The sequence below is a fragment of the Bacillus sp. EKM202B genome (assembly GCF_011066025.1).
Lineage (GTDB): Bacteria > Bacillota > Bacilli > Bacillales > Bacillaceae_G > Bacillus_A > Bacillus_A toyonensis.
In genome coordinates this window covers 254,588-268,334 of the sequence record NZ_JAAMNK010000004.1, presented here as the reverse complement: position 1 = coordinate 268,334, position 13,747 = coordinate 254,588, and the positions used below count along the sequence as shown (strand labels likewise).

Annotated in this window: 16 protein-coding genes; 11 read left to right on the top strand and 5 right to left on the bottom strand. The window is 35.5% G+C overall.

The annotated features are described in order from the left end of the window. Together G9F74_RS08210 and G9F74_RS08205 are read right to left on the bottom strand one after the other, a co-directional pair. Window positions 1-713 (bottom strand): collagen-like repeat preface domain-containing protein (locus G9F74_RS08210; protein WP_165406218.1); only part of this gene is annotated, 713 nt, incomplete at its 3' end. 113 nt (window positions 714-826) lie between these two features. After that, window positions 827-1,792, bottom strand: a complete 966-nt coding sequence (locus tag G9F74_RS08205) for a tyrosine-type recombinase/integrase (RefSeq protein WP_000450335.1) — start codon at window positions 1,790-1,792, stop codon at window positions 827-829. Between the two features lie 265 nt (window positions 1,793-2,057). Here G9F74_RS08205 and spoVK point away from each other — a divergent pair, with 265 nt between their 5' ends. After that, entirely contained in the window at window positions 2,058-3,014 is a 957-nt protein-coding gene (gene spoVK, locus G9F74_RS08200; RefSeq protein WP_000438193.1) for a stage V sporulation protein K, read from the top strand. A 32-nt stretch (window positions 3,015-3,046) separates the two neighbouring features. Here spoVK and G9F74_RS08195 read toward each other — a convergent pair whose 3' ends face one another. Together G9F74_RS08195 and G9F74_RS08190 are read right to left on the bottom strand one after the other, a co-directional pair. Next, window positions 3,047-3,184, bottom strand: a complete 138-nt coding sequence (locus G9F74_RS08195; protein ID WP_000181509.1) for a hypothetical protein — start codon at window positions 3,182-3,184, stop codon at window positions 3,047-3,049. Between the two features lie 100 nt (window positions 3,185-3,284). Next, window positions 3,285-3,908 (bottom strand): trimeric intracellular cation channel family protein, encoded by a 624-nt coding sequence (locus G9F74_RS08190; protein WP_000312263.1) that lies wholly within the window; start codon window positions 3,906-3,908, stop codon window positions 3,285-3,287. 92 nt (window positions 3,909-4,000) lie between these two features. Between G9F74_RS08190 and hflX the strand changes: the two genes are divergently transcribed. From hflX to glnA, 4 genes are all read left to right on the top strand, one after another. After that, a complete protein-coding gene (hflX, locus tag G9F74_RS08185; protein ID WP_000391423.1) occupies window positions 4,001-5,275 on the top strand; it encodes a GTPase HflX in 1,275 nt (424 codons plus the stop codon). Then, the gene (locus tag G9F74_RS08180) at window positions 5,268-6,539 is read left to right on the top strand and encodes a methionine gamma-lyase family protein (RefSeq protein ID WP_016108938.1); all 1,272 of its coding nucleotides are present in this window, start codon (window positions 5,268-5,270) and stop codon (window positions 6,537-6,539) included. The genes hflX and G9F74_RS08180 overlap by 8 nt, the downstream gene beginning before the upstream one ends. 175 nt (window positions 6,540-6,714) lie before the next feature. Then, window positions 6,715-7,104, top strand: a complete 390-nt coding sequence (gene glnR / locus G9F74_RS08175) for a transcriptional repressor GlnR (RefSeq protein WP_000656782.1) — start codon at window positions 6,715-6,717, stop codon at window positions 7,102-7,104. Window positions 7,105-7,152: 48 nt separating this feature from the next. Next, window positions 7,153-8,487: a type I glutamate--ammonia ligase gene (glnA, locus tag G9F74_RS08170; RefSeq protein ID WP_000135333.1), complete on the top strand. Its 1,335-nt coding sequence runs from the start codon at window positions 7,153-7,155 to the stop codon at window positions 8,485-8,487. 202 nt (window positions 8,488-8,689) lie between these two features. Here glnA and G9F74_RS08165 read toward each other — a convergent pair whose 3' ends face one another. Continuing rightward, a complete protein-coding gene (locus G9F74_RS08165; RefSeq protein WP_016108937.1) occupies window positions 8,690-9,349 on the bottom strand; it encodes a LexA family protein in 660 nt (219 codons plus the stop codon). Between the two features lie 203 nt (window positions 9,350-9,552). Between G9F74_RS08165 and G9F74_RS08160 the strand changes: the two genes are divergently transcribed. The 6 genes from G9F74_RS08160 to G9F74_RS08135 all read left to right on the top strand — a co-directional run. Next, window positions 9,553-9,816, top strand: coding sequence for a helix-turn-helix domain-containing protein (locus tag G9F74_RS08160; RefSeq protein ID WP_016108936.1), 264 nt, complete (start codon window positions 9,553-9,555; stop codon window positions 9,814-9,816). Between the two features lie 186 nt (window positions 9,817-10,002). Then, complete coding sequence (locus G9F74_RS08155; RefSeq protein WP_016108935.1) at window positions 10,003-10,761, top strand: phage regulatory protein; 759 nt, start codon at window positions 10,003-10,005, stop codon at window positions 10,759-10,761. An 11-nt stretch (window positions 10,762-10,772) separates the two neighbouring features. After that, window positions 10,773-10,967, top strand: a complete 195-nt coding sequence (locus G9F74_RS08150; protein ID WP_001189063.1) for a hypothetical protein — start codon at window positions 10,773-10,775, stop codon at window positions 10,965-10,967. 148 nt (window positions 10,968-11,115) lie between these two features. Beyond that, the gene (locus G9F74_RS08145) at window positions 11,116-11,985 is read left to right on the top strand and encodes a DnaD domain protein (protein WP_016108934.1); all 870 of its coding nucleotides are present in this window, start codon (window positions 11,116-11,118) and stop codon (window positions 11,983-11,985) included. A gap of 397 nt (window positions 11,986-12,382) precedes the next feature. Continuing rightward, window positions 12,383-12,769, top strand: a complete 387-nt coding sequence (locus G9F74_RS08140) for a phage protein (protein ID WP_016108933.1) — start codon at window positions 12,383-12,385, stop codon at window positions 12,767-12,769. A gap of 238 nt (window positions 12,770-13,007) precedes the next feature. Further along, window positions 13,008-13,747, top strand: a 740-nt coding sequence (locus G9F74_RS08135; protein ID WP_165406217.1) for a lysozyme family protein, incomplete at its 3' end; no start/stop codon positions are given.

Genomic DNA, 13,747 nt, shown 5'->3' with positions numbered 1-13,747 from the left:
CGAGGTCCAGTAGGCCCAGTAGCACCGGTAGCGCCCGTGTTACCTCGAGGTCCAGTAGGTCCAGTAGCACCGGTAGCACCCGTGTTACCTCGAGGTCCAGTAGGTCCAGTAGCACCGGTAGCACCCGTGTTACCTCGAGGTCCAGTAGGTCCGGTAGCACCGGTAGCACCCGTGTTACCTCGAGGTCCAGTAGGTCCAGTAGCGCCCGTGTTACCTCGAGGTCCAGTAGGTCCAGTAGGCCCTCTGCCGAACGAAGCTGAATTAACTAGAGTAGTTTGTAACTCTGCAATTAATTTAAGGAGTTCTTGGAGTGTACAATGATCGATCCGGAATAACTTTGTAATGTAAAGTAAATAATTAATTAAAATTTGGAGTTCAACAAATACAGCACTTGCTACGAAGGTTGGATTTCTTAATATAGTTATTAAGTTTTTTATAATAGCTAATCCTTGCGCTTTCAGGGAGGAAGTAGCGTCTAGCGAACAGATGAACTTACTTAGTAGGTTTAATGTATCAATTAAATCTTCGATGTTTTTAGGAGATGGATTGGCGAAAAGTTTTGGAATTATTTTAATTAAATCGTTAATAATCGCTCGAAATGTTCTAATTTGTGCTTTAGAAATTGGGATGGATGGTGTGTTTGAGATTCGTCCGGCACTACTTGGAAAGCATGGTTTGGAGAATTTGTTTTGACTGTCGTCATAACGAGACATTAAATCGCTCCTTTCTAATGAGAATGTGAATGAAACTCATCATAGTAGATGCAAAAATTAGTTAAATGGTCATAATAAAATCGTTTGTTTAAAGAAAAAATAGAAAAAACGCCTTACAATAAGGCGTTTTTTCTATTTTCTGCGTATTTATAATATCGTTTTAGTGAAACTTTTGATTTGAATCCAGCTAGTTTTATAATTTCTGATTCCGGCGTTTCTTTTTTTATTAAGTTTAAAATATAGGTGTTACGAAAGTGTTGCCCTGAGATTCCTTTGCGTAAATTAGCTCTAGCTACTTCAAGGCGAATCATTTTTTGGATAGCGATTTCTGTTAATCCCTTCGGTGAATCATTTTCGTATACCCATCTGTATGTTCCGCGGTTAAAATCGAATGCGACAAACAGTGGGTCATTACTATGGTATTTTGGACGAACGGGTTCAGGGATGCTTTTGTAGTATGTGTATAATTGCTTTTTGTCTTCTTTTGTTAATGTAATCGTTCTTTCTACTCCTGCGGTTGCTGGGATAGATAATGTATTAGTTTCAAAGTGAACATGATACATAGTTAATGCTGTAAGCTCTTGTAGGGATAAACCATAGTCAATTAATAGGTTTAAAATAGTGATATTACGATCCATCAATAAAGGTCGTACAGGACGTTGTTTTTCTGATAGTCCTTCCAATGAAGTGACGATACGCTTTAATTTTTTTTCTTCATTAGATGAAATAAAATCTTCATTTCGTAGTGCGCGATCTGGTTGAATGGAAATTTCCATATTCTTTAATGGATTAGGGATGTTTAGGAAATGATTCATTCTATTTAGTACAATAAATACACGATGCATCGTCTTTTCTGAGTAGTTTCGATTCGTTTTTAAGTCAGAAAAGTAATCTTCGTAGTCTTTTGTACAAAGTGTAGCCCATATATTACTGGAAGGGAGCTTTTTGTTTTTTTCTAACCAATGTCCGAAATCTTCAATGTCATAAACATAACGTTTAATGGTTGAGGTTTTTCGGCCTTTATTCAATAAAAAAATAGAAAAGGCTTGTATTGTATCATGGAATTCCGTTGTCTCCATAGTCCCACCACCTTAATTATTTCTTATATTATAGCAAACTTTTCTGAAAATAGGCATTTGTAAGAAGGACGGGAATAATAATATGTGTTGAGTGGATAAAGTGAAACTTTAATCAGTGGGGGGGTGTTCATCCTCCGCTGATTATCAGCCCACACCAATCGGGCATTTACGGGCAGTTATCCCCCGCCTAACTTCCTCGCATTCGCTGAATTTTGAGGTGGGAGTCTTACTGCCTGCAAATTGCGGGATAAAATGAGGTGATTGTATGGAACAATCGATGCGAAAGAAAAATAATAATCAAATTAATATTGTGTTAAACCATCGAAAGAAAATTTCTTTACCAGCATCAGAAAATAAAACGGAAATTTCAAATGAAACTACAATTAAACATGAGATGCTGCAAAGAATTGAAGAAGAGATGGGGAAACTCGTTGGGATGGATGATATAAAAAAGATAATAAAAGAAATATATGCTTGGATTTATGTAAATAAAAAAAGACAAGAAATGGGATTGAAATCTGAGAAGCAAGTACTCCATATGTTGTTTAAAGGGAATCCGGGTACAGGAAAGACAACTGTTGCTAGAATGATAGGGAAATTGTTGTTTGAGATGAATATTCTATCAAAAGGGCATTTAGTTGAAGCGGAACGTGCTGATCTTGTAGGAGAATACATTGGCCATACGGCTCAAAAAACAAGAGATTTAATAAAAAAAGCAATGGGAGGTATTTTGTTTATTGATGAGGCGTATTCTTTAGCTCGAGGTGGAGAGAAGGATTTTGGAAAGGAAGCAATTGATACGCTCGTAAAGCATATGGAGGATAAACAACATGGTTTTGTATTGATTTTGGCTGGGTATTCAAGAGAGATGAATCACTTCCTTTCATTAAATCCAGGACTGCAATCTCGTTTTCCGTTTATTATTGAGTTTGCGGATTATTCGGTAAATCAGTTGTTGGAAATTGGGAAGAGAATGTATGAAGAGCGTGAATACCAGTTATCAAAGGAAGCGGAATGGAAATTTAGAGATCATTTACATGCTGTAAAGTATTCGTCGCAAATTACATCGTTTAGTAATGGCCGATACGTACGGAATATTGTTGAAAAATCGATTCGTACACAGGCTATGCGGTTGTTGCAAGAAGATACGTATGATAAGTATGATTTAATTGGAATATCAAGTGTTGATTTAATGTTGGAAGAGGAGACGCACAGTACATAAACTGTGCGTCTGTTTTTTGTGCATATGTTCGTTTATTCTTTTTTTTCTTTTTCTTGGTGAGATTTATGGAAGCGTTCCATTTTAGCGCTCTTTTCGTGTGCTGAATTAGAATCGTGCCCAAATTGGTTTACTGAGCTTTTTTGAGCTCCTTTATTAACGTGGTTTGTCATTTGTATTCACCTCACTTTAAAAATTAGTATAAACATTAAGTAAAGAAAAAATCGTTAGAAAAGAAAAACCTCTTTACGATATGTAAAGAGGTTAGAATTGCTATTTATGCATTGAACGTTCGTTTGTGTCGATACGTCGATGCGGTAAATGCCATTTGTAATGAATAGAAAGCATGCGGAAGCAAACAATTAAAATGAATAAGGTGTAAAGAGCCCAATCACTAACAATAATTTGAGCCCCAATTAAGAAGCCTGCTAGAATCGTCCAAAAAGCATATACTTCAGCTCGAAGGACGAGAGGTTTTCTACGGGCTAAAAGATCGCGAATAATCCCGCCGCCAATACCGGTTAAAACAGCTGCTACGATTGTAGCGCTAATGGGTAAATTTAGTTTTTGAGCATATAATGCCCCTTGTACGGCGAATGCTGATAAGCCGATAGCGTCAGTAATGTTTTCCCATTTTTTCCAATGTTTAATTAATTTATTTGGAAAAAGAAAAATAATTGTCATTGATAAAAGTGCGATTTGGAATAACATGTCTTGTTGCCAAAACGCGACAATCGGATAACCAATTAGTAAATTACGAAGGGCACCTCCCCCAAATGCGGTTGCCATTCCTAAAATATACACCCCGAAAATGTCATAATCCTCTTCCATTGCAACAATGGCTCCGCTTAGTGCGAATGCGATTGTGCCTATGATGCTAAAAATCTCCCATGCCATGAATTTTCTCCCCCGCTAACTAGATGAAATGTGCTTCCTCTGCTATTATATTAGAAGGTTTAAATTTCGAAAAGGATGAGTGAACATATTTGATGGAAGAAAAAGAAAAAGTCATATTAGTAGGCTGTCAATTACAGCAAGATGACGATGAACAGTTTATGCATTCCATGAAAGAACTTGCATCGTTAGCAAAGACTGCGCGAGCGAAAGTGTTAGTGTCAACAACGCAAAAACGACCGAAGTTTCATCCAGTGACTTATATAGGTAAAGGTAAATTAGAAGAGCTTACAATGTTAACAGAAGAATTAGAGCCGGATGTTATTATATTTAATAACGAGTTAACGCCGAGTCAAATTCGGAATTTATCCTCAGTATTAGATGCAAGAGTAATCGATCGAACGCAACTCATATTAGATATTTTTGCGCAACGTGCGAAGTCGAGAGAGGGTAAGCTTCAAGTGGAGTTAGCCCAGTTGCAATATACAATGCCGCGTCTAATGGGGCAAGGTTTGTCTTTATCACGTCTTGGTGGTGGTATTGGAACAAGAGGGCCGGGTGAGACGAAACTTGAGACGGATCGTCGTCATATTCGATCGCGTATTGATGAAATAAAGAAACAACTTGCGGTTGTTGTGGAACATCGAAAAAGATACCGTGAGAGAAGAAAAGACAATAAAGTATTTCAAGTTTCATTAATAGGATATACAAATGCAGGGAAATCGACGCTATTTAATAGATTAACGGAAGCGGATACGTTTGAAGAAAACTTATTGTTTGCAACGTTAGATCCGACAACAAGGAAGATGCCGTTACCTTCTGGTTATACAGTGTTGCTAACTGATACGGTTGGTTTTATACAAGATTTACCTACGTCGTTAATTGCAGCTTTTCGTTCAACACTAGAAGAAGCTGGTGAAGCAGATGTTATTTTACATGTTGTTGATTCTGCAGATCCAAACTATGTAGGGCATGAGAAAACGGTAAAGAAGTTATTGTCAGAACTTGAAATTAATCATATTCCGATTATTACGTTATACAATAAAAAAGATGCATTACATCAAAATTTTATTCCGTTTCCGAAAAGCGACTTCTTAATGACTAGTGCTTTTGAAGAAATCGATTTATTACATATAAAAGAAGCGATAGAAACGAAAATGAAGGAAGAAATGGATCCATATCAAGTGGAGATTCCTCCGAGTGAAGGTAAGTTGTTAACGTTATTAAAGACGGAAACTCTATTAACAAAGATGGAATTTCTGGAAGATAAATTTGTATATAGTTGTACAGGATATATATTTGCCTATTCGCCATATAATGGGCAGTTAAAGAGATTTTTAGTGGAAGAAGGAGAAAATGATAATGTTTGATCGTTTAAAAAATGGAGAAAAAATGGCTCCTATTGTAAAAGAAGTAGAAAGTCAAATTACAGAAGTGCATAAACGTGCAGATGAAGTGATTGAAAGTAATCAATTTCGTGTATTAGAAAGTTTTCGTAAACATAAAATTAGTGACTCGCATTTTATTCCAACGACTGGCTATGGATATGACGATATTGGTCGTGACACATTAGAAAAAGTGTATGCTGATGTATTTGGAGCGGAAGCGGGTCTTGTTCGTCCGCAAATTATTTCGGGGACTCATGCGATTTCAACAGCTTTATTTGGTATTTTACGTCCGGGAGATGAGCTACTATACATAACGGGGAAACCGTATGATACGTTAGAGGAAATCGTTGGTGTACGCGGAAAAGGTGTAGGGTCATTTAAAGAATATAATATCGGTTATAACGCAGTTTCGTTAACGGAAGAGGGGCTTGTGGACTTTGAAGCTGTTGCGGCTGCGATTCATAGTAATACGAAGATGATTGGTATTCAGCGCTCAAAGGGATATGCTACTCGTCCGTCGTTTACTATTTCTCAAATTAAAGAGATGATTTCGTTTGTTAAGGAAATTAAACCTGATGTAGTTGTATTTGTTGACAACTGTTATGGCGAGTTTATTGAAGAACAAGAGCCGTGCCATGTAGGTGCAGATTTAATGGCGGGCTCGCTTATTAAAAACCCAGGCGGTGGAATCGTTAAAACTGGTGGTTACATTGTTGGGAAAGAACAATATGTTGAAGCATGTGCATATCGTTTAACATCTCCAGGGATTGGTGCTGAAGCAGGGGCATCTTTATACAGTTTACAAGAAATGTACCAAGGGTTCTTCTTAGCGCCGCATGTAGCGGGACAAGCACTAAAAGGTGCAATCTTTACAGCGGCATTTTTAGAAAAGTTAGGAATGAACACGTTACCAGCGTGGAATGCGCCAAGAACGGACTTAATTCAATCTGTTCAATTCGATGATAAAGATCGTATGATTGCCTTTTGTCAAGCGATTCAATATGCATCTCCGATTAATTCTCATTTCACTCCGTACGCAAACTATATGCCGGGTTATGAAGATGATGTAATTATGGCTGCGGGAACGTTTATTCAAGGTGCAAGTATTGAATTGTCGGCTGATGGCCCAATTCGTCCACCTTACGTTGCTTATGTACAGGGTGGATTAACGTATTCTCATGTGAAGATTGCAATTTGTTCTGCGATTGATGCGTTAATTGAAAAAAAATTATTAACAATTTCTTAAAGGGAAGCTGTCGATTTCGGCAGCTTTTTTCGTGTAAAAGTAATGATTTGTGCCATTAGAAAAAAGAATGAAAAAAAAACTAAAAAAATCATGTAAGAAAAGCTAACATCTATTGACACTAAACATAACATAATATAAAATGAGAAGCAGTTAAGGCGAAGGAGGAACTGAAACAATGAAAGAAGATAGACGTTCTGCCCCGCTGTTTCCTATTGGTATTGTTATGGATTTAACACAATTGTCTGCACGTCAAATTCGCTACTATGAAGAGCATAATCTTGTTTCTCCAACCCGTACAAAGGGGAATCGTAGATTATTTTCATTTAACGATGTAGATAAGTTGTTAGAGATTAAAGATTTATTAGATCAAGGCTTAAATATGGCTGGTATTAAGCAAGTGTTACTAATGAAAGAAAATCAAACAGAAGCAGTGAAAATAAAAGAAGAAACGAAAGAAATTTCCAAAACGGAGCTTCGCAAAATACTTCGAGATGAACTACAACATACAGGTAGATTTAATCGAACTTCATTGCGACAAGGTGACATTTCAAGGTTTTTTCACTAAAGACAACTGATTCTGAAGGTGTTTAGAGGGACTAAGGAGGAATTTATAATGGCTAGGTACACAAAAGAAGATATTTTCCGTTTGGCGAAAGAAGAGAATGTAAAGTATATCCGTCTGCAATTTACGGACCTTTTAGGAGTAATTAAAAACGTAGAAATTCCAGTGAGCCAATTAACAAAAGCTCTTGATAACAAAATGATGTTTGATGGATCTTCTATTGAAGGTTTCGTACGTATTGAAGAATCTGATATGTATTTATATCCGGATTTAGATACTTGGGTAATTTTCCCTTGGACAGCTGAAAAAGGTAAAGTAGCGCGTTTAATCTGTGATATTTATACTGCAGATGGTGCTCCATTTGACGGAGATCCACGTAACAATTTAAAACGTGTATTAAAAGAAATGGAAGCTTTAGGATTCTCAGATTTCAATCTTGGACCAGAGCCAGAATTCTTCCTATTCAAAGTTGATGAAAAAGGAAATCCAACATTAGAATTAAACGATAACGGTGGATACTTCGACCTTGCGCCGATGGATCTAGGGGAAAACTGTCGTCGTGATATCGTTCTTGAGCTTGAAGAAATGGGCTTTGAAATTGAAGCGTCTCACCATGAAGTTGCACCAGGTCAACACGAAATTGACTTTAAATATGCAAATGCAATTCGCTCATGTGATGACATTCAAACATTCAAACTTGTTGTAAAAACAATTGCTCGTAAACATGGTTTACATGCAACATTTATGCCAAAACCATTATACGGTGTGAACGGTTCAGGTATGCACTGTAACTTATCATTATTTAAAAATGGTGAGAACGTATTCTTCGATCAAAACGGTGATTTACAATTAAGTGATGATGCTCGTCACTTTATCGCAGGTATTTTAAAACATGCACCAGCATTTACAGCGGTAGCAAACCCAACTGTAAACTCTTACAAACGTTTAGTACCTGGATATGAAGCTCCTTGTTACGTAGCATGGTCTGCACAAAACCGTAGCCCATTAGTACGTATCCCTGCATCTCGTGGTATTAGTACACGCGTAGAAGTACGTAGTGTTGACCCAGCTGCAAACCCATATTTAGTAATGGCTACATTATTAGCTGCAGGTCTTGACGGAATTAAAAATAAATTAACTCCACCAGCTGCAGTAGACCGTAACATCTATGTAATGACAAAAGAAGAGCGCGAAGAAGCAGGTATCGTTGACTTACCAGCAACATTAGCGCAAGCGTTAGTTACATTACAATCTAATGAAGTAGTATGCAGTGCACTAGGAGAACATTTACTTGAGCACTTCATCGAAGCAAAAGAGATTGAGTGGGATATCTTTAGAACTCAAGTTCACCAATGGGAACGCGATCAATATATGTCTCTATACTAAGAGAGAAAAAAGCCCTGATACTACGGTATCAGGGCTTTTTCTTTTTTATAAAGTTAACTTCAAGTGGCGCAAAATGAAAAGAAACCACAAAACAGCCACTAAAAATCTTCAGTATAAGAGTATCTTAATAATAGAGATGGTAATTCCAATAAACCTTTATTAGAATCGGTTCTTTTTTCAATAAATTGCTAGCGCTAAAAATTTAATAATTTTTTACTGCTTGTACAACGCGACCAATGATTTTTACATCTTCAGCTGAAAGGTCGTAAGTCTGTGGTTCATGGATAGGATCATTACTCAATGGTATTAAAGTAATGATGCTTCCAGATTTTGAGATTTTTTTCACAGTTGCATCATAACCATTGACTTTTACAACAGCAATTTGCCCATTCTCAACATAAGGAGTTTCTTCTACCAGAACATAAGAACCATCAGGGAATTCGAGATTCATGCTAGTGCCTTTTACAGTAAGATAAAAATACTTTTTACGCTTATTTAAAAATGTACTTAGCATTGGTAAATAACCCTCGATATTTTCTTCAGCGAATATAGGTGTACCGGCTGCGACAGAACCAATGATTGGGATATGGATAATGTTTGATTGGTCGTTTTGAATGGTTTCATAAATAGAAACTTCTTCTTTAACTGTATTATCCCCTTTAGTTGTGAGCACCTCTAAATCATCAGTAGTGATCCCTAATCCCTTACAAACTTTTATTACATTATCAACAGATGCTTTACCGATTCCTCTTGATAACATTGATTGCAGTGTTGTGGGAGGGAGCCCGATTTTTTCTGCGAAAGCTCTTTTGCTATATCCAGCTTCTTTTATTAAGTGTGTTACAATCTTTGCTTTTTCCATAAACTTCACCATCCTTCTTATAAAATGTATACGATATTGAGTATGTTTGTTACTATCATAACTTAGCTGAATTTATAAGTAAATAGTATTTCGTACGATATTGAGTATGTTTTTTCTGTTATCCCATTGACTTTGTACGGGAATGCGTATATATTAAATTGTGGATGAACGCAATTTCGTATAAAAATTAAGGAGGTGAGCTAATGTATCCGAATCTGCGTGCAGAGATGGCGAGAAAAGGGATTGTAATTAGCCAAATCTCTTCGCATCTGAATCTTCGCTACGCAACAGTGTGCGACAAAATTAATGGTAAATTTCGTTTTTATTATGATGAGGCTCTTGAAATTAAGGAAACCTTTTTTCCTGATCATAATTTAGAATATCTTTTTGAATTTGAAGAAAACAAACCGAATTGTAGTGTGAAAAGAAACCCTACTTTTTTGGAACATAAAATATTGAATTTCTAACTCGATAACGAAATTATTAAGCAAAGCTTTATTGTAGAGTTAAGGAAATATTTTATATTAAATCACATAATTTGAATGTTGAGGATTGGTTAATGTTCAAGAAAACTGGTAAATAACAACACTTGATGTAAGGGTATGTAAATGTAAGGAAGGTAATTGAAAATTAAAGATGAGGAGGAGATAAGAGTGGATCGTTTAACCGAAATATTAGTATATAGTGAATTAGTATTTGAAGTTAATGGTGAGGTAGTAACGGATAGTTTGGTAATTGCGAAAATGTTCGGGAAAGATCATTACTATGTTTTGGAGGATATTCGTAAAAATAGTGTATATGCGGGTGAAGAATTTGCACAAGGAAATTTTCACGAGACCACTTATATCAATTCACAGGGTGAGCGCATGTCTAAATACAATTTAACTAAAGAAGCTTTCGTATTACTTGCTATGGGGTATAACTCTAGAGAAGCTGTGCAAACGAAAATTAAATTTATTGAAGAGTTCAAACGGATGAGGAGGTATATACAAAGTCAGAACAAAATACCAAAGGATGCTATGGGAGTCCTAAAGTTAACGTTTGCAGCTTTAGAAGGACATACGCAAGAAATACAAGAGATTAAGACTGAAGTGAAGGGGTTACGAGAAAACGCTCCGCTATACGCCATTGAATGTGACGAAATAACAAAGGCTGTAAAAAGGTTAGGTGTTTTGTTATTGGGGGGGGAAAATTCGAATTCTTATCAGGATAACAGTCTTAGAAAAAAGCTGTATAGCGATATTTATAGTCAATTACATCGAGAGTTTGGTGTGAATAGTTATAAAGCTATTAAACGTAATCATTTGGATAGAGCTATACAAATAATTAATGAAGAATATTCAATTCCAACAGTTTTAAATGAAGAAATTAAAGTTAAAAACTCACAAATAAATATGGCAGAATTTCAATAGGAGGAAGAAACATGCAACGGAAAATTTTAGTGATTACTGGCAATTTAGTAGGTCTACCAACTGTCAGTGAATTTAAAACAAAAGATGCTGCAAAACAGCAGATTAAAAAGCTTATCCAAAAAGGAATAAGTCCAAATGTTATTCGTATAACACAAGAAATTTCTATGAATATCGAAATTCAAGTTGATGTTGAATTTGAGGAATAAGAAAGATTTAGGAGGAAAAATATGGATAGCATGATGGATTTAAATGAGTACATAAGAAAAGAATCCGTTGCAGCGGATTCTATAAAAAAATATCTCTGAATAAGTATAACATTGAATATCGATTTTGAGAATTTATGAGGTGACTAGTATGGGGATTATTCGAGTGAAAAAAGATAGTAATTATTCCGTCATAAATAATACTGGTTTAAAAGATAAAAGGTTGTCATGGAAGGCAAAAGGAATTTTGGCTTATACACTTACACTACCAGATGATTGGACTTTTCATATTAGTGAATTAGCTCAACATGCAAAGGATGGAGAAGATTCACTACGTACAGGTTTTAAAGAACTAAAAGAATTAGGCTATGTAAAGCGTTATCCCGTTCGTGATGAAAATACAAAAAAAATTAAAAGATGGGATACGGAAATTTATGAAACACCACAAAAGAGAATTCCACAAGTGGAAAAGCAAGATGTAGGAAAGCCATATGAGGAAAATCCGACACTACTAAATATTAATAAACTAAATACTAAAATACAAAATACTAATCATGATGATAAGGATAAATTAGAATCTCATATATTATTCGGTAGAGAGTTTAAAAAAAATTATAATTTTTTAAAAGAGAGAGGCATTCCGTTAAGTGAAAATGCATTTACGGAGTTAGGCGATTTTTGTGATTTGTTTAGTAGTGAGTTAATTCAGTATGCAACTAATAAAGCTATTGATGAGAATGCACCAAGATGGAACTACGTTAAAGCTATATTGAGTAATTGGAAGGAGCAAAAAGTTAAAACATTTGCTGATGTGACCGCGCTAGATAGACGTTTCAAAATGAGTAAGAATAAGAAATTTAATGAATCAGGTAGAAATTATTCGACTAGAAAAGAGCTTGTCCCAGATTGGTTATATAAAGATGACGAACACACGAATCAAGAAGTGGAAAGAAAACCCGCGCAGTATACTGAGGAAGAGCGTGAGAGATTAAAAGAGGTATTAAATAAATATAAGTCTTAAGAAAAGATAAAATGGTCGACGACTTTGGTGTTTAAAAATGTATTATCTTAATGCTAAGATTAAATGATTATATTCTTCAAAGATGTTTGATGTATATTAAACATCTTTGAAGATATTCGTGAATGTTTGGAGCAAGTATTAACAATTTGTGATTTCTGTTTGATTATTAATGTCTTACAAGGATTGTTCGAAGGGTGTTTTTCATTATCTATTCAGGAGTTAATTACAGTATTGGAATTCTAAAGAGAAAATGAATTTATAAATAGTAGGAAATGGTTGTGTTTATTAAATGAAAGATGTTCTACAAATAACAAAGATTGAAAAAGCCAATAAGGATATAAGTTTTATTAAATTAGTAGTATTTAAATTTACAAAAAGGAAGTAGGTGAATCGTCAGATGTTTGAATGGCTCAAAGATTATAAGAAGTTAGAAGAAGAAATCGCTTATTTAGAATACAACTTAGACAAATCAAAAGCGGAATTAAAGCGCTGGACTAGTGGGGACTTGCAAAATGTACGATTAACCGCTGAGTCGGAAGGGGCTAAGGTAGAAGACCGGATTGAAGCAATTGAATATGAATTAGCTCATAAGATGAATGAAGAATATGATTTAAAGCTTTTGATGAATAAGTTTGCAGGACTGGATCATCAAATACTTAAAATGAAATATATTGATGGAATGACCTTAGAACAAATAGCATTTGAATTGCATTATAGTACAGGCTATATTCGACGCAAACACGCTGAAATAAGAAAAATTGTCAAGTTTTTAGATGGATTTTAATGTTACCTTTTTGTAGAGTACATGCGGTGTACAGAAAGTATTGAAAAAGTGATTTATAGTAGTAATATAAGATTTCGACGAAAGAGCAACTATTTTTATGGTTGCTCTTTTTGTTGTGAAAGAAGGTGAGCAATATGAAGTAATTTTATAGATTAATGGGTATTTGGCTGATAACCATATGTAGTGAAGTAGTAGTTTTTTAGACAAAAATAATAGGAAAATAAGGAGATGTTTAGTAATGAGTATATTAGCTGCTTCAGTTAAAACAAAGAATCTGCCACAACAAGTGTTACGTTGGCAATCAATGGTAGAAAGTGAATGTGCTGCACAAGGTGTTTCGGAATTAGTTCCTTACGTACTTGGAATTATTATGGTGGAAAGTGGAGGGAACTCTGAAACAACACCGGATATTATGCAGTCAAGTGAATCACAAGGATGGGCAATGAATACAATCAAGAATCCTAAAGATTCAGTGTATTACGGAGTAAAGCATTTAAAAGGAGCTTTTGATGATGCAAAGAAAAATGGTATTACAGATTTAAGTGCCATTGTTCAATCATATAATTTTGGACGAGCTTATCTTCGCTGGTTAGCTTCTAACAATAAACAACATTCATTACCGGTGGCAGATCTGTATTCTAAGACGGTTGTTGCGCCATCACTTGGAAATACAACTGGTGCTATGGTTAAATATAGTCATCCTATCGCTGTTGCGTACAATGGTGGTTATCGATATAAAAATGGCGGTAATTTTTTCTACGCTGAAATTGTTAAACAATATGTAGATTTTAATGCAGGCGGTGTTCCACAACCAGAAGGAATTGGGTTCGCGAAGTCAATATACTGGGAAGGCTATGGTATTAACTATCATGATAGACCACATGGCAACTATCAGGGAAACTTTACAACAGCAGCAGAAGTATTATACTGGGGTGCGTACTGGGGAGAAGATAATGATGTGTGGTTAGATTTAGGTAG